General features: G+C 49.0%; 19 protein-coding genes and 4 pseudogenes. 16 read left to right on the forward strand and 7 right to left on the reverse strand.

Going from position 1 to position 22,810, the window contains the following annotated elements:
- Positions 1-120: 120 nt before the first annotated feature.
- From GKO01_RS04705 to aspT, 13 genes are all read left to right on the forward strand, one after another.
- Positions 121-1,899 (forward strand): chloride channel protein, encoded by a 1,779-nt coding sequence (locus tag GKO01_RS04705; RefSeq protein WP_099286113.1) that lies wholly within the window; start codon positions 121-123, stop codon positions 1,897-1,899.
- Between the two features lie 99 nt (positions 1,900-1,998).
- On the forward strand, positions 1,999-2,466 hold the full coding sequence (locus GKO01_RS04710) for a RidA family protein (RefSeq protein WP_099285990.1): 468 nt from the start codon (positions 1,999-2,001) through the stop codon (positions 2,464-2,466).
- 15 nt (positions 2,467-2,481) lie between these two features.
- Positions 2,482-3,663, forward strand: a complete 1,182-nt coding sequence (locus GKO01_RS04715; RefSeq protein ID WP_099285991.1) for a GNAT family N-acetyltransferase — start codon at positions 2,482-2,484, stop codon at positions 3,661-3,663.
- Positions 3,664-3,745: 82 nt separating this feature from the next.
- Entirely contained in the window at positions 3,746-4,486 is a 741-nt protein-coding gene (flgF, locus tag GKO01_RS04720; protein WP_099285992.1) for a flagellar basal-body rod protein FlgF, read from the forward strand.
- A gap of 33 nt (positions 4,487-4,519) precedes the next feature.
- Positions 4,520-5,311, forward strand: a complete 792-nt coding sequence (flgG, locus tag GKO01_RS04725) for a flagellar basal-body rod protein FlgG (RefSeq protein ID WP_099285993.1) — start codon at positions 4,520-4,522, stop codon at positions 5,309-5,311.
- Between the two features lie 3 nt (positions 5,312-5,314).
- Positions 5,315-6,307, forward strand: coding sequence for a flagellar basal body P-ring formation chaperone FlgA (flgA, locus tag GKO01_RS04730; RefSeq protein ID WP_174694233.1), 993 nt, complete (start codon positions 5,315-5,317; stop codon positions 6,305-6,307).
- A gap of 566 nt (positions 6,308-6,873) precedes the next feature.
- Positions 6,874-7,425 carry a sorbitol dehydrogenase family protein gene (locus GKO01_RS04735; protein WP_167383430.1) on the forward strand — a complete coding sequence of 184 codons (552 nt, stop codon included), beginning with the start codon at positions 6,874-6,876 and terminating at the stop codon, positions 7,423-7,425.
- Between the two features lie 51 nt (positions 7,426-7,476).
- On the forward strand, positions 7,477-8,904 hold the full coding sequence (locus GKO01_RS04740; RefSeq protein WP_099285995.1) for a cytochrome c: 1,428 nt from the start codon (positions 7,477-7,479) through the stop codon (positions 8,902-8,904).
- A 20-nt stretch (positions 8,905-8,924) separates the two neighbouring features.
- Complete coding sequence (locus GKO01_RS04745; RefSeq protein WP_099285996.1) at positions 8,925-10,559, forward strand: GMC family oxidoreductase; 1,635 nt, start codon at positions 8,925-8,927, stop codon at positions 10,557-10,559.
- Positions 10,560-10,576: 17 nt separating this feature from the next.
- Positions 10,577-11,074 carry a GlcG/HbpS family heme-binding protein gene (locus tag GKO01_RS04750; RefSeq protein WP_244901328.1) on the forward strand — a complete coding sequence of 166 codons (498 nt, stop codon included), beginning with the start codon at positions 10,577-10,579 and terminating at the stop codon, positions 11,072-11,074.
- 65 nt (positions 11,075-11,139) lie between these two features.
- A complete protein-coding gene (locus GKO01_RS04755; RefSeq protein WP_244901340.1) occupies positions 11,140-12,528 on the forward strand; it encodes a carbohydrate porin in 1,389 nt (462 codons plus the stop codon).
- A gap of 191 nt (positions 12,529-12,719) precedes the next feature.
- Positions 12,720-15,440: a hypothetical protein gene (locus GKO01_RS04760; RefSeq protein WP_218017427.1), complete on the forward strand. Its 2,721-nt coding sequence runs from the start codon at positions 12,720-12,722 to the stop codon at positions 15,438-15,440.
- Positions 15,441-15,493: 53 nt separating this feature from the next.
- Positions 15,494-17,182, forward strand: coding sequence for an aspartate-alanine antiporter (aspT, locus tag GKO01_RS04765; protein WP_099285999.1), 1,689 nt, complete (start codon positions 15,494-15,496; stop codon positions 17,180-17,182).
- A gap of 214 nt (positions 17,183-17,396) precedes the next feature.
- Here aspT and GKO01_RS04770 read toward each other — a convergent pair.
- The 3 genes and pseudogenes from GKO01_RS04770 to GKO01_RS16610 form a co-directional block, all read right to left on the reverse strand.
- Positions 17,397-17,594, reverse strand: a pseudogene (locus GKO01_RS04770) (IS5/IS1182 family transposase); the annotation flags it as partial.
- 29 nt (positions 17,595-17,623) lie between these two features.
- Complete coding sequence (locus GKO01_RS16465) at positions 17,624-17,746, reverse strand: IS3 family transposase (RefSeq protein WP_264815887.1); 123 nt, start codon at positions 17,744-17,746, stop codon at positions 17,624-17,626.
- Between the two features lie 35 nt (positions 17,747-17,781).
- Positions 17,782-17,894 (reverse strand): annotated as a pseudogene (locus GKO01_RS16610) (IS3 family transposase); the annotation flags it as partial.
- A 64-nt stretch (positions 17,895-17,958) separates the two neighbouring features.
- Here GKO01_RS16610 and GKO01_RS04775 point away from each other — a divergent pair.
- A pseudogene (locus GKO01_RS04775) lies at positions 17,959-18,256 on the forward strand (transposase); the annotation flags it as partial.
- 17 nt (positions 18,257-18,273) lie between these two features.
- Here GKO01_RS04775 and GKO01_RS16265 read toward each other — a convergent pair.
- Positions 18,274-18,407, reverse strand: a pseudogene (locus GKO01_RS16265) (IS5/IS1182 family transposase); the annotation flags it as partial.
- A 163-nt stretch (positions 18,408-18,570) separates the two neighbouring features.
- Positions 18,571-19,668: a hypothetical protein gene (locus tag GKO01_RS04785; protein WP_099286001.1), complete on the reverse strand. Its 1,098-nt coding sequence runs from the start codon at positions 19,666-19,668 to the stop codon at positions 18,571-18,573.
- A 536-nt stretch (positions 19,669-20,204) separates the two neighbouring features.
- Between GKO01_RS04785 and bfr the strand changes: the two genes are divergently transcribed.
- Positions 20,205-20,693, forward strand: coding sequence for a bacterioferritin (gene bfr, locus GKO01_RS04790; RefSeq protein WP_099286116.1), 489 nt, complete (start codon positions 20,205-20,207; stop codon positions 20,691-20,693).
- 44 nt (positions 20,694-20,737) lie between these two features.
- Here bfr and GKO01_RS04795 read toward each other — a convergent pair whose 3' ends face one another.
- Both GKO01_RS04795 and GKO01_RS04800 read right to left on the reverse strand, forming a co-directional pair.
- Positions 20,738-20,938, reverse strand: coding sequence for a (2Fe-2S)-binding protein (locus GKO01_RS04795; RefSeq protein ID WP_099286002.1), 201 nt, complete (start codon positions 20,936-20,938; stop codon positions 20,738-20,740).
- 88 nt (positions 20,939-21,026) lie between these two features.
- Positions 21,027-21,491, reverse strand: a complete 465-nt coding sequence (locus GKO01_RS04800; RefSeq protein ID WP_099286003.1) for an Lrp/AsnC family transcriptional regulator — start codon at positions 21,489-21,491, stop codon at positions 21,027-21,029.
- 117 nt (positions 21,492-21,608) lie between these two features.
- Here GKO01_RS04800 and alr point away from each other — a divergent pair, with 117 nt between their 5' ends.
- Positions 21,609-22,757: an alanine racemase gene (gene alr, locus GKO01_RS04805; protein WP_099286117.1), complete on the forward strand. Its 1,149-nt coding sequence runs from the start codon at positions 21,609-21,611 to the stop codon at positions 22,755-22,757.
- The last annotated feature ends 53 nt before the right edge of the window (positions 22,758-22,810 follow it).

A 22,810-nucleotide genomic window follows, 5' to 3' on the forward strand; every position in this document is an offset into this window, starting at 1 on the left:
TGACAGCTGTTGATCGGCAGCACGCTTGCCGTCAAACAGGATCACACCTGCCGCCCGGGAGCCCGCTTGTCCACCAGTCCCGCCCCTTTTCAGGACCGTTCGCACATCCTGCGCCAGCGGTTGAACCGCTTTCAGGCGCGGCTGTTTCCACACGCCCCCCTGAATCTGCGGACTCTGGTGCGTGGCAACGAGATCTGGTTGAGCGTTCTGGCGGGATTTGTCGGCATTCTGTCGGGGCTGTGTGTGGTCGTCATGACCCATCTCACCTTCTGGATGCACAGACTGCTTTTTGGCGTTTCGGGCGTGTCTGGCGGTCATCTGTCTGGTTTGAAGGCTCTGCCTCCTCTTCGCACAGTTGTCGTGTTGAGTGGCGGTGGACTGATAATCGGCCTGTTCGGGGTGCTGATCGCAAAAATCATACCGCGCAGCCCGGTGGACCCCATCGAGGCGAATGCGCTGCATGGCGGACGTATGTCGGTACGGGACAGTCTGGTCATCGTCTGTCAGACGGTTCTGTCCAATGGCGTGGGCGGCTCCATCGGGCTTGAAGCCGGGTTTACCCAGATCGCGTCAGCGTTTGGCTCGCGGATCGGGCGCTCCTTCCGGGTGCGCCGGGAAGATCTGCGGGTTCTGGTGGGAGCCGGGGCTGGGGCCGCAATCGGGGCGGCGTTCGATGCGCCGGTGGCCGGGGCGTTCTATGCGTTCGAACTGGTGATCGGGTCCTATTCTTTGGGCAGTCTGTCCCCCGTGGCCGTGGCCGCGCTGGCGGGTGTGGGCGTGACGCGCTTTCTGGGTAGTGTGCCGCCGGGCATCGTTATTCCGTCTCCCGGAGATCTGTCCTGGGAAGGAACGGCCGGGGCGGTTCTCATCAGTGTTCTGACGGCGCTGACGGCCATCGGGCTGATGTTCTGCGTTACGCAGACGGAGGGGCTGTTTCGGCGAATGCCCGGCCCGGTCTGGCTGCGTCCAGCGGTGGGCGGGTTGATTGTGGGAGGGCTGGCAACACTTTATCCGTCCGTTCTGTCCGCAGGGCATGAAGCGATGCGGACTGTTTTCGCCGGGAATGTTACTGCGCGAATGGCTGTCGTGCTTTTGCTCCTGAAAGCGCTGGCATCGTGCCTGTGTATCGGGTCGGGGTTTCGCGGAGGGTTGTTTTTCGCCTCGTTGTATCTCGGATCACTGGCCGGGACGATCTATGGCACGCTTCTGGCACCCTTGGGTGTTGCGCCGGATTCCGTTACGGCCTGCGCGTTGATTGGCATGAGCGCCATGGCCGTGGCCGTCATCGGTAGTCCCATGACGATGGTGTGTCTGATGCTGGAACTGACCGGCAGCGTGTCTATGAGCGGTGCCACGCTGGTGGCCGCAGTGCTCTCCCTGCTCACGGTGCGGCGCCTGTTCGGCTACAGCTTTGCAACATGGCGTTTCCATCTGCGCGGCGAATCCATCCGCTCTGCCGTTGATATCGGCTGGATGCGCTCTCTGAATGTGCGTCGTATGATGCGTGGACAGGTCAGGACCCTTCCGGCGGAGACGTCCGTAAGCCGGGCGCAGACGCTCTTTCCCCCTGGTGCGGCTCAGCGGATCGTGCTGCTTGATGAAGCCGGTCATTATGACGGTATCGTCCATCTGGCGGAACTGCATGCCGCGCCTTCCGACCAGACACCGATCAGAACGCTGGCCCTGTTCCGTAACGCCATGCTCACACCGCTCATGAATGTCCGCGAGGCGATCGAACTGTTCGAAAAAGCCGAGGCCGATGCGCTTGTTGTCGTTGAAGATCCACAATCCCGGCAGGTGATCGGAACCCTGACCGAACAGCACGCCCTGCGCCGCTATGCCGAGGAACTCGAACGCAGCCGCAGAAGCCTTGCGGGCGACGACAGCCTGCCAACCTGACCCGGATCCGGTCTTTCCCCCTTGGCATCGGGTCGTTCCCGCTTCAACATATAGTCCTATCAGATGCCCGTTCCGGGCGCCCCAACCGGAGATTTTTCCATGACCGCGACTCCCGAATCCCGCCTCGCTGCCCTCGACATCACGCTGCCGGTCGCAGCTGCTCCGGTTGCGAACTACGTCACGACCGTGCGGACGGGAAATCTGCTCGTCGTGTCCGGTCAGCTCCCGCTGGTGGACGGCAAGCTGCTCATTACGGGCAAGCTCGGTGACGAAGTTTCAGCCCATGCCGGTGTAGCCTGTGCCCGCGCCTGCCTCATCAATGTTCTGGCACAGGCCAAGGCTGCGCTCGACGGCGATCTTTCCCGCATCACGCGCGTTGTGCGTCTGGGTGGCTTCATCGCCTGCACGCCCGAATTCACCGACCACGCCACCGTCATGAACGGCGCGTCCGATCTGGCTGTCGATGTGTTCGGTGACGCCGGACGCCATGCACGCTCCACGATCGGCGTGCCGAGCCTGCCCGTGAATGCCCCGGTCGAGGTCGAGGCGCTGTTCGAAATCGTCTGATCCGAGAGAAACCGAATGGGAGAAACGAACACCCTGCCGTCCCCCGACTGGAGCCTGAGCCTTCATGCCTCGATCCACGAGATCGGGGCCGAAGTCTGGGACGCCTGTGCGGGAGCGGACAATCCGTTCGTCTCCTTCGGTTTCCTGTCCGCCCTTGAAGACAGCGGTTCCGTCGCGGACCGCTCCGGCTGGCTGGTCCGTCATGCCGCTTTGCGCGCGCCGGACAGCACCATCGCAGCCCTCGCCCCGCTTTACGGAAAATCCCATTCCTGGGGCGAATACGTCTTCGACCAGAGCTGGGCCCGCGCCTATGAAGCCGCGGGCGGCCGCTACTATCCAAAATTCGTCTGCGTTGTTCCGTTTTCACCGGTTCCCGGCCCAAGGCTTCTGTTGCGTCCGGATCTGCCTGATCAGCAAGCCGTGGCGCAGGCCCTCGCCGCCGCACTTATTCAGGCGACGGCGCAGCTTGGCTTGTCGTCTTTACATGCCAATTTCTGCGATGCGGCTTCGCTCGAGGCCTTTACCGAGGCGGGTTATCTGCCGCGAACAGGCCTTCAATATCACTGGCAGAATAACGGCTACACGACGTTCGATGATTTTCTGGCTGCGCTGTCCTCCCGCAAGCGCAAGTCCATCCGCAAGGAACGTAACGCCGCCCAGTCCTGTGGTCTGACCTTCAGCACGCTCCGCGGAAACGACATCACGCCGGAAGATTGGAAAGCATTCTACCGCTTCTATCAGTCCACGATCGACCGCAAATGGGGTAGTGCCTATCTGACAGAGCGCTTCTTTCCCATGCTGTCCGAACGCCTCGGAAACCGCGTGGTCCTGATGATGGCCTATCATGACGGAAACGCTGTCGCCGGAGCCCTGAATCTTATGGGGGCGGAAGCGCTGTTCGGCCGGAACTGGGGTTGCGAAGGGGATTGGCCCTTCCTGCATTTCGAACTGTGTTATTACCGCGCGATTGCTTTCGCCATCGAACACGGCCTCTCTCGTGTTGAAGCCGGGGCGCAGGGTGAACACAAGATCCAGCGTGGGTATCTCCCGAGCTTCACCCATTCGGCCCATGCCATTCTCGATCCCGGTCTGCGACAGGCGGTCGCAGCCTTCGTGGAAGAGGAACGGACCGCCCTTCAGGCAGAGGCGGCGGAACTGCTGACTCTTTCACCATATCGTCACGGCGAGTCGGGTTGAGGGCGTTCGTTTAACGATTGGGAAAGCTTTGTGCCGCTACGCTGTGCTCCGAAATCGGGATTGACCGGAGCCTGTAACGCCCATGGAGAACAGTACCTATATCGCGCTTTCGCGCATGGATGCCCAGCAGCGCGCCATGTCTGTGGTTGCGGACAATATGTCGAACGCATCGACCGTGGGCTACAAACGCGAAAATGTCCTCTTCAGTGACTTCCTGTCCCATCAGCACGGCTCCAAACAGGCCGAAGGTGCGGATACGGAATCCTATACGCAGGACCGTGCGACATACCGGGACTTCCAGCAGGGCGACATGCAGTCCACCGGCAATCCGCTGGATCTGGCGCTTGGAGGCGAAGGTTATTTTCAGGTCCGTACCGCCAATGGTGTGCGCCTGACCCGGGCAGGGCGGTTCGAGGAACAGCAGGACGGCGCCGTCGTCGATGAAAGCGGCAATGCCCTGCTGGACCGGGATGGTCAGCCGATCGTTATTCCCCAGACCGACCACCGCATCACCATTTCCGCCGATGGCGTGATCTCGACCGAAACGGGCGAACAGGGTCAGATCGGCATCGTGACGGCACAGGATGACAACAAACTTCAGGCAGAAGGTAGCAGGCTTCTGCGGACGGATCAGCCCACAACTGCTGTGGAAAGGCCCAACATCGTGCAGGGCATGGTGGAAGGCAGCAACGTCCAGATGATGACCGAAGTCACGAAGATGATGGAAATCCAGCGGAATTTCCAGTTCATGGCGCAGTTCGTAGATGCCGAAGCCACGCGCCAGAAAAACGCCATCGACAAGATCGTTCAGGTTTCGGCCTGATTATTTCCCCTGACGGGACAAGGATAATTTTCCATGCGCGCACTCGACATCGCCGGAACGGGCATGCAGGCCCAGCAGACCAACGTCGAAACGATTTCCAACAACATCGCGAACATGAGCACCACGGGATATAAACGCTCCCGCGCCGAGTTTCAGGATCTGATCTACCAGAATCTCCGTCGCGTGGGCGCAAGTTCGTCCGATACCGGGACGACCATTCCGGCTGGCGCGCAGGTCGGCCTTGGTGTGAAGACAGCGGCGATCTATCGCATCAACGATCAGGGTAGCCTTGAGCAGACCAGCAACTCTCTTGATATGGCGGTTCAGGGCCGGGGTTATTTTCAGGTCCAGCTTCCCTCGGGACAGCTTGCCTATACCCGCGACGGCACGTTCTCGATGGACAATAACGGTTCTCTCGTGACCGCAGATGGCTATCTCATCAGCCCCACGATCACGATCCCCAACAATGCCCAAAGTATTTCGATCGATCAGTCCGGTCAGGTCAGTGTGCAGGTCGCCGGGCAGAATAATACGACGCTCGTCGGGCAGCTTCAGCTGGGCATCTTCACCAACGAAAACGGTCTGGCCGCGATGGGACAGAACCTGTTTACGCAGACGACGGCCTCTGGCGATGCCATGATGGGCAATCCTGAAGCCGTCGGCTATGGCAGCATCATGCAGGGTTATGTCGAAAACTCGAACGTCAATGTTGTGACCGAAATCACTGACCTCATTACGGCACAGCGTGCCTATGAAATGAACAGCAAGGTTATCACTGCGTCTGATGACATGCTGAAAACAGTCACTAATCTGGGCGGCGCTTAAAACATGAACCGCACCCTGCTGACGGGTGGCATTCTGCTACTGGCGGGGTGCGGCGCATTTTCCTGTGTGTCGGCGGCGACGTTACGCACGGCCGTCAATGTCGATCACCCACGCGTGCGTTTGTCGGACCTGTTCGATGATCTGGGCAAGGGGCAGGACACCGAAATCGGAGATGCTCCGGCGCTTGGAGCCTGTTATGTGGTGGGTGGCCCGCAACTGACCGCCATTGCTGCTCAGTTCGGCGTGGACTGGCCGGATGCTTCGCCTCTGGTGTCGGTGACCGTAACACATACGGCACGGATGATTACGGCAGATGATGTCCTGCCTGTTATCCGCGAAGGGCTTGAACTGCCCTCCGAAGCACGGGTGGAAGTGGCGCTGACGGGGTTCAAGCCTGTGGCAGTTCCGATGTCGGATCAGGGCGCACCCGCCATTCTGCATATTGACCGTCCGCCGCATGGCAGCGAACATTTTACGGCCCGGCTTGAGGTGCCTTCCGCCAAGGGCGGGCAGGGAACGGCTTTTAATGTGAATGGCACGGCGACCATGGAAGTGCGTGCTGTGACTCTGCGCCACGCCATGCATCTGGGGCAGCCTATTCTGCCGGATGACGTCAGCATGACGTTTGTTCGGGTCGGTCTGATTCCGGATGATGCGTTACAGAACCCTGAGGATGCAATTGGATTGGAGGCGCGTGGCGTGCTTGCCGCTGGTCAGGTTCTCAGTGTGTCGCAACTTGCACATCCTCAACTTGTCCATCGAGGCTCGCCGGTGGTGGCGACGTTTTCTGGTCAGAGTCTTCACCTGACAGTGTCTGGAACCGTTCTGGAAACGGGCGGGAAGGGCGATACCGTGCATGTTTATAACGCCAGCAGCCATATGGTTCTGACGGGGCGTGTCGTGGATCGAACTGAAGTAGAAGTTATTCCAGGTATTATGCCGTTGTCTGCCGATAGCAGAATGCATCAACAGACAACGGCTCTCCCTTCTCTCTGATGAGTGGGGCTGGGGCCAGCTTATCAATTTATTTCATCAAGACGTATGCCACATAAGGGGTATTTCTATATATTTTGTTACTATTCCGAATTCCGGAGTAGTCAATTTTTTAAATTCAACGAACTTAATCGATGAATGCAAATAATGAGGGAATCTGCCTATTGGCATGAGGCGCCGGCATATAAAATCGACAGCTAGGCTTAAGAGCCTAAAATAAAAACATTCGGGAACCGCAATATTTTTATTTTAGGTTGTTTTGATTTTCTATACCAGCGATTTATGTCAGTGCTTTAACGAAAAATGATTCGTAGAATTAAAGTTTCACTTCAACACAAGCAAAATATTAAATAATAACTTTATTTATAAATCAATATTTCATAATATTTATTACTGAAACATATTTAAAATAATTTGATTAATAATATTAATCCCAAAAACGTTACCAATAATAAAAACAAAAATCAATATTGTGTTATTCTAAACAAAAAATAGTCATTTCTATTATTATTGAAAATTCTAGAAGAGAGAAAAACACATATCGAATTATGTCTCCTAGGAGAACGCCATTGGAAAAAATATCTGATCCCAGCCCTGCTGCAATCCCTCTTTCTCGTAGGCGCCTTTTGGTTCTTTCCAGCGTCTGTGTGGCAGTTACTGTCGCGGGGAAGGGAAAAAAGGGATCTGCTCAGAGCGTTGTGGCATCCAGTCGTGATGGCATTTCAGATTTTATGCAGCTTTCAGTTTTTGCTACCGGTCATAAAAATCTGGATATCGGTATTGGCTCGGCACTCCTGCTGGCATTTGAAGCGCAGGTACGGGATTTCTCAGCTCAGGTAACAGCGCTTCGCGAACGTATTACTAAAAGCGGGTATCAGGATGTTGAGGCGCTGGAGGCGGGTCTTGGGGGAGGTCCTCTACATTCTACGCTGCTCCAGATTATTCGTGGTTGGTATTCTGGTGTTATTGAAGGCGGAACGAACGCAAAAGTTTATGCCTTTGAAAAAGCTTTGATGTATCAGCCGTCCCGCGATGTCGTTGTCATTCCGACATATGCTCATAACGGACCGAATTACTGGGTTTCGGAACCCGTATCCGTCGATGTCATGCCGGCATTCTAAGGATATTACTCAGTGATTATACGATATTTTTGTTCACTGTCCTGCACTGCCATGACAATCGTTCTGCTTCTCGCAGGTACGTCCGCGCTGGCGCAACCGACAGATCCAACACCAGTTTCCTCTCACCGCCCTTCAATCAGTCGCGGTCATTATCTAGCAATTGCCGCAGATTGTGCTGCCTGTCATACTAATGGGAAATCTGGTCAGTTTCTTGCAGGCGGTTATGCTATATCTTCCCCGATGGGGAATATTTACTCGACCAATATTACCCCGTCGAAGACGTATGGTATTGGGAACTATACGTTGGAGCAGTTTTCTCAGGCGCTCCGACACGGTATTCGCGCAGATGGTGCCCAGCTTTATCCAGCAATGCCTTATGATGCTTACAATCGCCTGACAGATGAAGACGTCAAATCGCTCTACGTGTACATCATGACTGAAGTAAAGCCTGTAGAGATTCCATCGCCTAAAACGCAACTTCCCTTTCCTTTTTCGATCCGCGCGTCACTTGGTGTCTGGAAAATTGCCGCGAGGATTGAAGGCAAGCCTTATGTTTTCGACCATACCCATAATGACGATTGGAACCGCGGTCGTTATCTGGTCGATGAACTCGCTCATTGTGGTGAATGTCATACCCCTCGTAATTTTCTGCTTGCTCCCAATCAGTCCGCTTATCTTGCTGGAGCTGATATAGGATCATGGCGTGCGCCCAATATTACCAATGATCCTCAAAGTGGCATTGGTGGCTGGTCGGATCAGGATCTTTTTCAGTATCTCAAGACCGGGAAAACCTCCCACGCTCGTGCAGCAGGCCCCATGGCAGAGGCAATCGAACATAGTCTGCAATATCTGCCAGACTCCGATGTTTATGCGATGATAACGTATCTGCGTTCAGTTCCAGCAAAAGCAGAAGTGGGTCAGACGGTCGCTAATTTTGCACATACTAGCCGTCTATCCAGTTATAGCGTGAGTGAGGCCAATTCTCGTCGTAGCAACAGTACGCTTCCAAATACGGCAGATGGGGCGGTTCTTTATGAAGCTGTGTGTGCCAGTTGTCATCAGTCTGATGGTAGAGGATCTTCAGACGGCTATTACCCATCTCTTATTGGAAATACGACCACTGGGCAGCTCAATCCGAACGATCTGATTGCCAGTATTCTTTATGGCGTAGATCGCACGACGGGTGATCATGAAATTCTAATGCCAGCCTTTGGGCCGGACTCTTTGGTGCAGCCGCTGACTGATGAGCAAATAGCGGCAATTGCCGATTACGTTCTGAGTCATTTTGGCAACGCGCAGGCCACAGTCTCTGCGGATGCTGTCAAACAGGTACGCGCTGGCGGAAAGCAGGTTCCAATTGCCAAACTCGCCAGTCCGGGAGTGATGATCCTTCTTGGAGTAGGTGGCGGCTTGGGAGTTGTTTTGGTGATAGGTGGCCTTTGGTGGTTGGTCAGCCGTCGTCAAAAGCGTTCCGCTTAAGAAAATTCAAGGATAAAACCATGTCTAGTGAAACGCTTTCGGCTGATGTTGTCATCGTGGGTGCAGGCATTTGCGGATCTTTGCTTGCTCACAAACTTGTTCGGAACGGGCTTTCAGTTCTTCTGCTGGATGCGGGGCCTCGTCGTGACCGCTCGCAGATTTTGGAGAACTGGCGGAATATGCCGCCTGACAACAAATCCCAATATGATTACGCAACGCCTTATCCAAGTGTGCCGTGGGCACCACATACTAATTATTTTCCGGATAATAACTATCTGATCGTTAAAGGTCCTGATCGGACAGCCTATAAACAAGGAATTATCAAAGGTGTCGGCGGTACAACCTGGCACTGGGCTGCTTCAAGCTGGCGTTATCTTCCGAACGATTTCAAACTGCGCTCCACCTATGGCGTGGGGCGTGATTATGCCATGAGCTATGACGAGCTTGAGCCTTATTATTATGAGGCTGAGTGTGAAATGGGTGTCATGGGACCAAACGGCGAGGAAATTACACCGTCTGCTCCTCGTAAAAATCCATGGCCAATGACTTCCATGCCTTACGGATATGGAGATCGTACTTTCACGGAGATTGTTAATAAACTTGGTTTTTCGAATACACCGGTCCCTCAGGCACGTAATAGCCGTCCTTACGATGGTCGACCGCAATGCTGTGGAAACAATAACTGCATGCCAATCTGTCCGATTGGCGCAATGTACAATGGCGTATATGCAGCGATAAAAGCAGAAAAACTGGGGGCGAAAATTATTCCTAATGCTGTCGTCTATGCGATGGAAACGGATGCAAAAAACAGGATCACAGCAATTCGTTTCTATGATCCTGACAAGCAATCTCACCGAGTTGTTGCAAAAACATTCGTGATTTCTGCCAATGGGATTGAAACCCCAAAATTGCTTCTTCTCGCGGCCAATGATCGAAATCCTAAAGGAATTGCCAACTCTTCCGATCTCGTTGGTCGGAACATGATGGATCATCCAGGTATTGGCATGAGTTTCCAGGCAGCCGAGCCTATCTGGGCTGGTGGAGGCTCAGTCCAGATGAGTTCTATAACCAACTTTCGCGATGGCGATTTCCGTTCGGATTATGCTGCTACACAGATCGGATATAATAACACAGCCCAGAATTCACGTGCCGGAATGAAGGCGTTGTCCATGGGGTTAGTGGGGCGAAAACTGGACGAAGAAATCCGTCGACGCACAGCTCATGGTGTGGATATTTATGCCAATCACGAAGTCCTCCCAGATCCTGATAACCGTCTTGTGCTTTCCAAGGATCATAAAGATGCTTTAGGCATTCCTCACCCTGAAGTGACGTATGATGTCGGAGAATATGTTCGTAAATCGGCTGTTATTTCGCGGCAGCGCTTGATGGATATTGCCAAGGCAATGGGCGGGACCGAGATTGAAATGACTCCTTACTTCACGCCGAACAATCATATTACGGGTGGTACAATCATGGGGCATGACCCTCGTGATTCAGTTGTGGACCAATGGTTGCGTACGCATGATCATCCCAACCTGTTCCTGGCAACGGGTGCCGCAATGGCTGCTTCTGGGACGGTCAACTCAACGTTAACAATGGCCGCGCTGTCATTGCGCGCTGCAGATGCCATCCTCAATGATCTGAAACAGGGATAAATATTTTGATTAAAAGAATGGGACGCAAAAACATCGGTGCAGTCCTCAGTGTTGTTATTGCAGCAGCGGGGCTGACAGGATTTGTTTCAGCAAAGGATTTAGCTGTGAACCTAGAAACATCAAATATCCTTATTGATCAGGCTAAAAAACTGGCTACGGCCAGTCATAATCGCGTCGCCATCGCTGTTGTTGATGCGGGAGGCAACCTTGTGGCTTTCCAGAAGATGGACGGCACGCAGCTCGGAAGTATCGAACTGGCGATCCGGAAAGCCAAAACTTCTCTTTCGTTTGCTCGCCCGACGGTTGAGATGGAGCATGCCCTGAATAGTGGAAACTATATGATTAGTACTCTTCCAAATGCTTTACCGGCAGGGGGGGGATATCCAATTATGGTGGACAATGAGCTTGTAGGTGCCCTTGGATTAAGTGGGGGCGAGGGCGAAACCGATGCTCGTCTTGCGCAAGCTGCTGTCAGCACGTTCCTGAAGCCCTCTAAGGTAAAGACCCCTGAATGAAAACTTGCCGTTACATGCACAGGAAAAAACTGGCGGTCTTTTTTCTGTGTGCGGCTTTCGGGATTATGGGCCCCGGCCGTCATGCATTCGCGCAGAGCGAAACATCTCAGAACTTGTCTACGCCCGAATCCTATAAATCTCGTGCTTTTGCAATGGAGGGCGTCGGCACATTTACTGTGGGGCCATTAGTTCCGTCGCTCTATGGAAATCCTCATCTTTTCGGAGATTGGGGCGGTGCACAAACATGGCTGACCAAACGCGGTTTGTATCTAAATGTCGCTCTTAATGAAGAATACATGGGGAATGTTACTGGCGGTCGCACACGAGATAATGTGCTGGCTGGTCAGGTCGCAGCAGAATTGGATGTGGACTGGCAGCAACTTGCGGGGATCAAGGGGCTTTGGACTCATCTTCTCGTCATTAACGGTCATGGGCGGAGTTTTAGTCATACACTTGGGGACTCCGTAACAAATCCGGAACAAATTTATGGTGCACGCGGCAATGTCGTTGCTCATCTTGTTTCAATGTACGTGGATAAATCTTTCTTGAATGATCGTATTATTCTGTCACTTGGGGATATTCCAACAGGAAGTTTTTTCGCTTTTGATTATATTGCCTGTTCTTTTATGAATGTCTCAGTCTGCAGTAATTTTGCTCCCGGAAAATATGTTCCAGGCGGCCGGGATTGGCCATCAGGAAATCTGGGTGGCGTATTGCGTCTCCGTCCGACAGAAGAAACATACATTATGGGAGGCGTTTTTGCGGTTTCCCCCCATAGTTATAACGGCGGGATTTCTGGCTGGGCTATAGCTCAAAGCGGTCTGGGTAAGATTTCGTCGCAAATTGAAATCGGCTGGATGCCGTCTTTTGGTAAAAGCAAACTCCGAGGGAATTATAAGATTGGTGCTTGGTACGACAATTCCCGGTACCCTAATCTTTATGAAGATATTAACGGAAATTCGTTTCAGGCTACGGGCCTAGAGCGTCGTTATGAAGCCGGAATGACATCTGCCTGGTTCATGTTTGATCAGATGATTGTTCGCAACGGGCCGGGTATTACAGATGGTCTGATCGTGTTGGGGGGTGTCGGGTATGCTCAGGGCAATCTTGTTGCCATGCGTGATCATGAATGGATAGGCCTCGTCGAAAGTGGAACTCCGTGGCATCGTAGTGGCGATCAGATTGGTATCATGTTTCAACACATGGATATGAGCCACACGGTTAGGCTGCAGCAGGAATCATCATTAGCTCTTGGTCTTCCTTATTTGGATAATCAATGGGGTCCTGTTTATGGAATACAGAATTGGGAAAATGTTTATGAGGCATTTTACAGCACCCATGTTATGCGGGGCACAACCTTACAGGCCGACTTTCAATATCTACAACGCCCTGGGGCCACTACAACGTTTAAGGATGCAGCTGTTATTGGGGGGCAGTTAACATCAAATTTTTAAAAATAATCAATATCTACGGTTTCCTGGAAAGTGGCACGTTGTGCTATTTGATCTCCACTTTCACCTCTGCACTACGATTTAACAACTCAAGAATCGACGATCTAAATGTTTGAGATATCTGAAAGTCAATTGGGTTTGGATGGAACTTTCATAGATCATTCGACGTTACGTGCACAAAGGGGAACATTTTCATGGCTATTGATATGTCAGAGCATCAGAATTCTCATTCAATGATTAGTGGCGCCTTAGCTACTCCCGAACTGCGTGCAGATCGTTGGATGAATGTTCTTTATCTAGCCAGAAAATGGGAAAAAACAAAAAATCCGTTAAGCAAAGAACAATTATTAATTTCATTAAAAAATCTTGAAGAAATAGATATCTATTTTGCTTACCCGGGTGCGATATGTTTAAAACTTTTAAATGAATATTTGCAGGAAAATGATACTAAGGCTTTTTTGCGACTTTCGCAGCGAATTTCGACAAATATAATTTCAAAAAAATTCCATCGAGATATTTCTGTTTGGGATGGTGAAAATTATGAAGACGAGCCATTTAATCGGCTGCCACAAGCAATATCCCGCATAAAAACAAAACCGTATTTTGAAGTTTTGAGTGTCGTCCCTCATGCACGTTCGCGTTGGCAACATATAAAAGAGGAGGCACGGGGTGTTCGGCGTCCTGAAGATGAATTTATTTATGAAACGGTAGTGGTTGGGACTGCTGCAGATGCCCTTAAGGGAATTTTATTAAATTCTGATATTGGGGCAGTGGTCTTGTATGAAGGTTTCGAGCCGGGGTATAGCAGTCAAGATGATTTTTTAAGAGTATTTAAAGATGTAATAGATTTATCTTCTGTGGAAGAAGATGAATTTTTATCTCTAAGTTTAGCCCAAGCTATAAAGAAAATTCGACCAGAGTTGGATATTTTTCTTCTAAGCGATCAAAATATTGAGGATTTCTCTGGAAAAAAAGAAAGCCTCATTTTCAATCGCATTTTCTATCAAATGGAAGAACCTTTAGAAATTCATCTTGCCATTATGGAGGCAATTCACTGTCGTTATAGGACGCCTTTTTTTGATAATTTGAAGAAATATGCAGAAAGGCCAATAGCAACTTTTCATGCCCTGCCGATCGCACGAGGTAAGTCTATTTTCACGTCCAACTGGATTAGTGATATGGGCGAATTTTACGGGCCAAATCTATTCCTTGCAGAAAGCTCTGCCACAACGGGTGGTTTGGATAGCCTGTTGGAGCCAACTGGTAATATAAAAGATGCGCAGGATATGGCCGCGAAGGCCTTTGGTGCTGATCATGCCTTTTTTGTAACAAATGGAACATCAACAAGTAATAAAATGGTATTGCAAGCATTGTTAGTGCCTGGAGATATAGTTATTTTAGATAGGAACTGTCACAAATCACATCATTATGGATGTGTTTTGTCTGGCGCACAGCCTTATTATGTTGAGGCTTTTCCTCTCGTAGAATATTCCATGTATGGCGGTGTTCCTCTAAAAACAATTAAGCAAAGCCTCTTGAAGTTGAAGTCTCAAGGGGAATTAAATCGTGTGAAAATGGTAGATCTGACGAACTGTACATTTGATGGACATGTTTATGACGTACGTCGTGTTATGGAAGAATGTTTGGCTATCAAACCAGACTTGATTTTTCTGTGGGATGAAGCTTGGTTTGGTTTTGCTCATTGGTCACCACTCCTGCGCCAACGTACTGCTATGGGGGCTGCCGCTGCTATCGATGAAGCTCTCAATCAGCCTGAAGCATTAGCTGCTTGGGAAGATCAACAAAAAGTACTTGGTGAAAACCCAACAGACGAGATGCTGCTTGCAACGCGTTTAGTGCCTGATCCTCGAAGTGTGAGCGTTCGCGTTTATCAAACTAACTCTATTCACAAGTCAATGTCAGCCTTGCGTCAAGGATCCATTGTTTTGGTGAAAGATGCCAAATTCGAGCATGTCGAGTCACAGTTTCATGAAGCGATCTTCACTCATGCATCGACTAGCCCGAACTTACAGATTATAGCTTCTCTGGATGTTGCTAGGCGTCAGATGCAGCTAGAGGGATACGGTCTCGTTGCTAATGCGATGAGAGTCTCACTTGAAATTCGAAAACAGATAAATAGTCATCCTGTAATATCTAAGTATTTTAGGGTATTAAATAATTCAGAAATGATACCAGAGGCATTTAGGGAATCAGGGCTCTCTGAATATAACGATCCAAACGTCGATTGGTCTAAGGCTATTGAGGCAATAAAAGATGATGAGTTTATCATTGACCCTAGTCGTATGACCCTATCTTGTGGGCACGCTGGTTTCGATGGAACTACTTTCAAAAATATACTTGCCGATAAATTTAATATCCAACTCAATAAAACATCAAGAAACAGCGTATTGCTTCAGTCTAATATAAATAACAATAGAAGTGATATTGCGCTCCTGTTGAGTGTTTTGAATGAAATTTCAATGGATCTAGAAAATAAATTCCGCAAAGGTGGTGTTGATTATAAAGAAAACTTCCAAATTTCCATCGATAAATTAGTTTATGATCTCCCAAATTTACCAAACTTTAGTAAATTTGATGATTGTTATCGTGATGACCCGAAATCCGATACGCTTCATGGCGACATCCGGCGCGCATTCTATGATGCTTATAATGAATCTGGGTGTGAGTATGTTCTTCTGAATAGTCCTGAAATTGATGAAAGACTAAAGTCTGGTCCTGTTCTGGTTTCGGCTAATTTTGTGATTCCATATCCTCCAGGATTTCCGATAATGGTGCCTGGGCAAGTTATAACTGAAGAAATTATTGAGTTCATGAGAAAATTGGATGTGAAAGAAATTCATGGGTTTAATAAATATTTAGGTTTGAAGCTATTAAATAAAAAATCCATATCATGAAATTAGTATTTAAATTTACCGATCGTACTTCTTGAAAGAAGGTGTATTTCAGAATGATTCTTGATTGGATTGCGGAGACGCTACGATCATCACCTGAGCTGGCTATATTCTTGGCTTTGGCTATTGGCTTTTGGGTTGGATCCCGAAAATTTGGAAGCTTTAGCCTTGGAGCCGTAACAGGAACATTGCTTGCTGGTGTATTAATTGGGCAATTGGGAATTGTAATATCTCCTCAAATAAAATCAGTATTTTTCATTATGTTTTTGTTTGCTGTTGGTTTTGGTGTTGGTCCACAATTTGTCCGAGGCATTGCAAATAATGGACTACCTCAGGCGTTGTTTGCGGTCGTTATTGCCTCTTTATGTTTGGTTTGCGTTTATGTTGCAGCAATTTTTTCTGGCTATGGGCCGGGTATGGCTGAAGGTTTGTTGGCAGGGTCCCAAACTATTTCAGCATCAATCGGTCTAGCAACAGATGCAATTAATCGCAGCGCTCTTCCACCGGAGCAAATTCAAGAACAATTAAATGCTATACCTGTCGCATATGCTGTAACTTATTTGTTTGGGACTGTTGGTACAGGTTGGATCTTAGCATTTTTGGGACCTAAAATCCTCAGAATTAACTTGGAGGAAGAATGTCAAAGATATGAACGTGAAATGAATATTAAGCCTGTCAATGGAAATGATGAGACGGGCTGGCATGAACATATTATACGTGCGTATCGTTTGAAAACTTTAGGAAAATTTGCTGGGAAAACTGTTTTTGCTGCAGAAAAATCGGCACAAGATAGAATTTTTTTAGAAAATATCCGACGGAATGGGAAAATAATATCTTTTGATGAAAATACTGTATTAGAAGTGGGAGATTGTATTGCTGTATCTGGGTCTCATGATTCTTTAGTATATTGGTCAAATCATGCCGAAGAGATTTCAGATCGTGAACTAATCAATATCCCTATAGAAACAGTAGATGTGGTAATAACAAACAAAAAACTAAATGGTCAGCGCTTAGGAAATTTGGCCGAATCTGATTATTCTCATGGGATATATATAAACACTCTTCATAGAGGATCTATGAGTGTTGAGGTTCCTTTGTTGTCGGAGACCGATATATTTCGAGGAGATATTGTAAATGTTACCGGAAGTAGGAGAAATATAGATAAATTAATTAATCAAATTGGGTATGCAGATCGACCAACAGAAGTGACCAGTATGGTGTTGGTTGGATGTGGAATATTTGTTGGTGGTTTGATAGGGTCAATTATTCTTCCTGTAGCAGGCATCCCCATTACGGTTTCTGCTTCAGGAGGGGCATTAATTTCGGGCCTAATTTTAGGATGGCTTCGAAGTGTTACTCCCAAAATTGGGAACATACCGAATTCTACGGTATGGTTTATGAATACTGTAGGCCTTAATATATTTATTGCTGTAGTTGGGATTTCAGCCGGACCAACTTTTATTAAGGGTCTTCATGAAGCAGGTATCAGTGTATTTTTTTGGGGGCTTTTTGCCAGCGCAATACCAATGCTTTTTGCGCCTCTGATAGGAAAATATATTTTTCGATTTGATCCAGCTATAAATCTTGGTTGTTGTGGAGGTGCGAGAACAAGTACGGCGTCTGTGGCAATGGTGGCTGATGTCGCAAAAAGCAACGTTCCTATGTTGGGATATACTGTTCCTTACGCTGTGAGTAACACATTGTTAACTATGTGGGGTCTGGTTATTGTTATTCTTCTTTCATAAAAGAATATAATTCTACATTGATAATTATTTTTGATGACGTGTGGATTGTCTTATCATTGATTGTGAAATGTTTAGGTCGCGTGGAGTGATCGAAAAAGCGTTAATTGATGTGTTTTGTGTCTGGTTTTGTGCTTTTGGTGTGTTGATTGACGCTTCTCTGGGTTGCTTTTGATCTGTGTTTTGAGCAGATCCGGGAAGATCACCCGCTGGATAGCTATACGCTCGCGTTGATCCGTTCCGGGAAGAGGAAACGGCGCATATTATAGACGATATTGGCCACGCCGATCCTCATGGTGGCTCGCCCGATACCGACAGTTCGGACGAACAGTCCTGTTTGTGATTTATGGTCGGCAAAGACATGCGCGACACGCGAGCGGATCACGGACTTTCCAGCATTTAACTGGACGTGTCGCAGTTTCGTTCCGGGCCAGTGGTTATCTGTTAAGCGGCGTTGCGCTCATAATCCAGCGGGCTTTTCCATTGAAGTGCGGAATGCAGCCTCTGCGCTTTGTAGAAATCATTGATGTAGGATGTGATAGCCTGCTCGACTTCCTGACGGCTCATCCAGGCTTGCTGTCACAGGAGTTCAGCTTTCAGGCAAACCTTACGACTTTTGGCTCGCGAAGAACTGTGTCGCCTTTTTTAAAAGCTCCCTCTCCTCCCGTAGTAGAAGGTTCTCACGGCGTAATCTCTCATTCTCACGCGATAACGCTGTATGATCCGTCGTGAACCGCCCCGGGATTGGCGGAGACCTATTCACCTGAGAAGAGGGTCTGATGAGCAATTCTGTGAAGAAGTTTTCTCCTGAAGTCCGTTCCCGTGCGGTGCGGCTGGTTCTGGAGCATGAGGGCGAGCATCCGTCACGCTGGACGGCGATGGTGTCGATCGCCCGCAAGATCGGCTGCTCGGCGCATACGCTGAACGAGTGGGTTAAGAAGGCTGAGGTCGAGAATGGCAAGCGCGCTGGTGTCCGGCCGAGACCGCCAATTGCTCAAGGTGCTGGAACGCGAAGTGCGTCAGGCGAACAAGATCCTGCGCGTTTTCTCGGAGCACTTTGGGGTCTACGGCGTGCGGAAGGTCTGGCCTGACCTGAGCGCTGGCTCAAACGCCGGACGCCCGTTTTTGCTCTCGTTTGAAGAAGATAGTGTCTGGTCAGATCAGAGCGAAACACCTCGAAATCTACAGTTCGGGAAAAGGCCTTGAGTTGGTCACCAACCTCGCTCAACCGGGCAAGCCGCTCTTCAACGTTAAAGAAATCGAACTGTTTTACCTTCTATCCCCCAATCAATGCACGAAAAATGGAATCACGCAGAAAGGTCCAAAACCAGAGGGTTTTTCAAACTCTTCACTCAAATTTAAAACGGACTTTCACAGTGATGATATATAATTTATTTGTTTACAGGGATAGTTACGATAGCGCTGGATGGCTGGGTTGTTTTTGATAATTCTAAAAGCATTTGAGTAATAGTGAATGCCAACTTGCTTTTGAAGTCTTTTTTGTCAATCCAGTAGTAATAATTATCGTACATAATAGATACAAATGAGTTATTTGGATGACTCTTTCCATATTTTACATTTATTATAGAGTTTTCCGAATTCACAAATGATTCTTCTTGGTTTTTTTGTGTTCCCCCTGATAATAATTCGTCTTCTGGAATGTTTATCTGATAAGCGACCTGTCCTAATATTGATAGCATGCTTCGAGATAAGATATTGATTTCACCGGGTTTTGGGTTTCCAACACCATAAACTACTTCCATACGTTTATATTTCGGAGAAAAATTCAGTAATTTCTTAGTTATTTCTGTGATTTTCGCTAAGTTGGGGTTTGATGTTGGGTATATGCTCAAAAATACGTGACTTGTTTCGAAAGTTTTTCCTTTAATTTCTGGAGATTGCTGAAGTTGGATTCCGAGAAGGCCTGAGGCTTGGAGTAACCTTAAATCATGTATTAATTCAAAAAATTCTTCAGTGTTGTAGTTGGTATTACTGTCCATATCTCCTGAATTTTTTGAGAATGGTCTATTATTGCTCATAGAATTAATTGATTGAGCTGAAAGTTGCAGCAGGATATCGATGGGCAGCCCTCCCATGGCGAGGGGTAATAAACTTGCAGGTGGAAGAGGGCGCAGGAAGCTATGTGCATAAGCGTCTCCTGTCACAGGCTGAAAAGTAAAGGTTGGATTTTGTTGTAATTGTGCGGCTATTCCTCCATTGGGACGAATAGGAAATGTATCTGAAGCAACTCCCAGAAAAGCGCTTTGCTGAAATTGATAGCCTGAGATTAATTGTGTTGTGTCTAAAAGACCGGGAGTATCAGCGTACCGGAGTCTCACAAGGTTTTGGAGAGTTTGTCTTTTGTTAGATTCTATAATTGATATGGAATATTCATCTTGATCTTTTCCAAGCCTCTGTGACCCTATACTATAGCATCCACTAAGTGCCAAGCTAAAAGAAATACAAATAATTTTTGTTATCTTATGCATAATTTATCCTATAAATATTTAAATAAACGTGATAATTAATTTTTAATAAGATATTGAATATTATTTATTACTTATTGTCAAGTGGTTTTTTAATTGTTATTGTATTTCTCCAAGGTTTGGTAAATTAAAAATACTGACATTTAAAAAATTAACGCCTGCTTGATTGAGAGCGTGATGATATGCCTTCTGACGCAACGTATGGGCGTGGATAGTGTTGCGTTGTAGGAAATCGATTTTCTGTAATGAGGAGTGTCGTTTGACTCGCTTTACGTTACCATTGGCTTTCGTGATGATGGGAATTGATAACTTTATATTCCATGTTTGGTAGGCTCAGGCGTTAGAATGGTCGTCGATCCTGATCAGGGGATACAAAGGCGCTTTTTAAATATTCATCTCTTTATATGCGGCAGGCCTTTTAATTAAGGGAACAAGGACTGAGGCTTGGAGAAGCCGGTCAATTTATGAAATGTGTGAGGATGTGATTTCTTTTATGCATTTTGTTCGATAATCTTCTTTTTTTCAGGAAGGTTCAGAAAATGGCTATCAAAGATCCAGTGGTCATCGAGCATCTCAATACCCAGCTTACGAATGAATTGACGGCAATCAATCAGTATTTTCTTCATGCCCGAACGCTGAGGCATTGGGGTGTGACGCATTTAGGGAAAAAAGAATATGAAGAATCCATTGAAGAAATGCATCATGCGGATTGGCTGATCGAACGAATTCTATTTTTGGGTGGTCTGCCGAATGTGCAGCGTCTGAACTCGATTCTGATTGGACAGACGGTTCAGGAAATTTTGGAGTGTGATCAGAAGCTTGAAGAAAAGGCGATCCAGGATCTGCGGGAAGGCATTGCTTACTGTGAGAGCGTCCGTGATTATGTTTCGCGTGATCTCCTTCTGAAAATTCTCGTTAATGAAGAAGAGCATGAAGATTTCATTGATCGTCAGTTCGATCTGATCAAGCAGATCGGGATTGAACGCTATATTCAGAAAAATTCTGCTGCGGCGCCTGATCAGGACTGAGCAAGCGCTTTCTCAAAACAACCCGGCATTGTCCGGGTTGTTTTTTATGCGGCGTTTAGATGCGCTTGTTCGGAATGGGCTTTCTGCATTGCTGATCTGAGCAAACAGACAATTCCGGGGACGCAGTTGCCGCACTTTGCCGTGCATTTTCGGGCCGAATAGATTTCCGCTGGTCGAGACGCTCCGTTGTGGATTGCGATTTCGATATCCTGATGGGACAGCGCGTTGCATGAGCAGACGATCATGAAAAAGCAGGCCTTCGCTCGCTGGAACCGATTTAAGAACACTACCTTAAATGCAAATGGTTCGCAAACGCATTTTTCTTTTATGCACTCATGACGAATCCTGACTGATCCAGCGCTGAACGACTGGACGTATTGCGAAATTGCTTTGGATGCGGACGACGCCCGGAAGGCGTGAGAGCTCTTCCTTATGGATGCGCTCGTAGTCAGCAAGATCTCGGGCTGCGACGTGGAGCAGGTAATCGGCTTCACCTGTCATTAGGTAACACTCCCGAACATCAGGACATTCCCGGATGCGTGTTTCAAAGCGACGGAGCGTTTCGTCTGTCAGACGTTCAAGCGTGATCTGTACGATAACGGTGGTCAGCTTGTGAGCTGAGCGTTCGTCAATAACCGCGCGATAGCCACGGATGACGCCGCGTTCTTCCAGAAGGCGCACGCGTCGCAGGCAGGCGGACGGAGAGAGCCCGACACGTTGTGCCAGATCAGCGTTGCTGAGGCGCCCGTCATGTTGAAGGATTCTCAGGATGGATTCGGTGATACGGTCGAAGATCATGATGGCATTATCGGTCTATTTTCGCAGAATCGATCATATATTTTTCACGTATTGGAAGATTATGTGATTATCGGGCAGGATATTCTAGCGCACAACGCGATAGTCTCACTTCTCATGATGAGTGTATGTTCTGATCCTCTGTGGCCTTCTTCTCGTGCTGGAGCCCGTCTGACGGTGGATCTGGGCGCGATTGCTTCCAATTATCGGTATCTTCAGAACCTTGCAGCGGGTGCTGCCTGCGCGGCTGTCGTGAAGGCTGATGCTTACGGACTGGGTATCGAGCGTGTAGCGCCGGTTCTTGAGCAGGCGGGGGCTCGAGAGTTTTTCGTCGCGCATGTTGATGAGGGGATCAGGCTGCGCTCCGTGATTTCGGAAAAAGCCCGGATTACGGTGCTTCATGGCCCGAGGCCGGACGCGACCACAGAGTGTGTGCAGTATGGATTGAGGCCGGTTCTGAACAGCCTCGATCAGGTTGCGGTATGGCGCTCTGAAGCGGTCAAGGCGGGGCGGCCTTTGGAGGCGGCTCTTCAGGTCGATAGCGGGATGTCCCGGTTCGGGTTTTCTGGCGCTGACCTTGACGTCCTGCATGAGGACAGGACGCTTATGGACGGACTGAAGATCAGTCTGGTCATGAGCCATCTGGCCTGTGCCGATACGCCGGAGCATTCTGCCAATAATGCCCAGAAACAGCAATTGTTGAAGATGTCGGCACGATTGCCGTCTGCGCCGTTGAGTCTGTCGGCGTCGTCGGGGATTTTTCTGGGGCCGGACTTTCATCTGGATGTCGTTCGTCCAGGAGCGGCGCTGTATGGAATTGCGCCTAATCAGACTGCTCCTAACCCGTTGTCTGCGGTCGTCAGACTGCAGGCTCATGTTTTGCAGATTCGTGAAATTCTCCCGGGCGAGGGGGTTGGTTACGGGATGACATATCGTCCTGATCAACCTCGGAAAATCGCGACTGTGGCTGTTGGGTATGCGGATGGCTTTTCACGACATGGGGCCGGGCAGGGGTGTGCGTGGTTTGAAGACATCTGTTTGCCGATTCTGGGACGTGTTTCGATGGATTCCCTGATCGTGGATATTTCAGATGTGCCGGAGGGGAAGCTGCGGGCCGATATGATGGTGGATCTGATCGGTCCCCGGCGTAGTGTGGACGATGTGGCGGAGGCAGCAGGGACAATCGGATATGAGGTCCTGACGTCTCTGGGGCACCGTTTTTATCGGGAATATGTTGGAAATGGGGAATCGTTCCAAAAGGGCGATTGACATTCCAGCATAGAAAACAAGATAGACGAACTGAAATCGGATTATGTCATGAT

Source organism: Gluconobacter kondonii (assembly GCF_002723995.1).
GTDB classification, from domain to species: Bacteria; Pseudomonadota; Alphaproteobacteria; order Acetobacterales; family Acetobacteraceae; genus Gluconobacter; species Gluconobacter kondonii.

Coding starts and splice junctions, on each gene's coding strand:
- GKO01_RS04750 (WP_244901328.1), top strand. CDS start 10,577: ATGGGACGCAAAAACATCGGTGCAGTCCTCAGTGTTGTTATTGCAGCA.
- flgG (WP_099285993.1), top strand. CDS start 4,520: ATGCGCGCACTCGACATCGCCGGAACGGGCATGCAGGCCCAGCAGACC.
- GKO01_RS04785 (WP_099286001.1), bottom strand. CDS start 19,668: ATGCATAAGATAACAAAAATTATTTGTATTTCTTTTAGCTTGGCACTT.
- GKO01_RS04755 (WP_244901340.1), top strand. CDS start 11,140: ATGGGCCCCGGCCGTCATGCATTCGCGCAGAGCGAAACATCTCAGAAC.
- flgF (WP_099285992.1), top strand. CDS start 3,746: ATGGAGAACAGTACCTATATCGCGCTTTCGCGCATGGATGCCCAGCAG.
- GKO01_RS04740 (WP_099285995.1), top strand. CDS start 7,477: ATGACAATCGTTCTGCTTCTCGCAGGTACGTCCGCGCTGGCGCAACCG.
- alr (WP_099286117.1), top strand. CDS start 21,609: ATGAGTGTATGTTCTGATCCTCTGTGGCCTTCTTCTCGTGCTGGAGCC.
- bfr (WP_099286116.1), top strand. CDS start 20,205: ATGGCTATCAAAGATCCAGTGGTCATCGAGCATCTCAATACCCAGCTT.
- GKO01_RS04795 (WP_099286002.1), bottom strand. CDS start 20,938: ATGATCGTCTGCTCATGCAACGCGCTGTCCCATCAGGATATCGAAATC.
- GKO01_RS04800 (WP_099286003.1), bottom strand. CDS start 21,491: ATGATCTTCGACCGTATCACCGAATCCATCCTGAGAATCCTTCAACAT.
- GKO01_RS04745 (WP_099285996.1), top strand. CDS start 8,925: ATGTCTAGTGAAACGCTTTCGGCTGATGTTGTCATCGTGGGTGCAGGC.
- flgA (WP_174694233.1), top strand. CDS start 5,315: ATGAACCGCACCCTGCTGACGGGTGGCATTCTGCTACTGGCGGGGTGC.
- GKO01_RS04715 (WP_099285991.1), top strand. CDS start 2,482: ATGGGAGAAACGAACACCCTGCCGTCCCCCGACTGGAGCCTGAGCCTT.
- GKO01_RS04710 (WP_099285990.1), top strand. CDS start 1,999: ATGACCGCGACTCCCGAATCCCGCCTCGCTGCCCTCGACATCACGCTG.
- aspT (WP_099285999.1), top strand. CDS start 15,494: ATGATTCTTGATTGGATTGCGGAGACGCTACGATCATCACCTGAGCTG.
- GKO01_RS16465 (WP_264815887.1), bottom strand. CDS start 17,746: ATGAGCCGTCAGGAAGTCGAGCAGGCTATCACATCCTACATCAATGAT.
- GKO01_RS04760 (WP_218017427.1), top strand. CDS start 12,720: ATGGCTATTGATATGTCAGAGCATCAGAATTCTCATTCAATGATTAGT.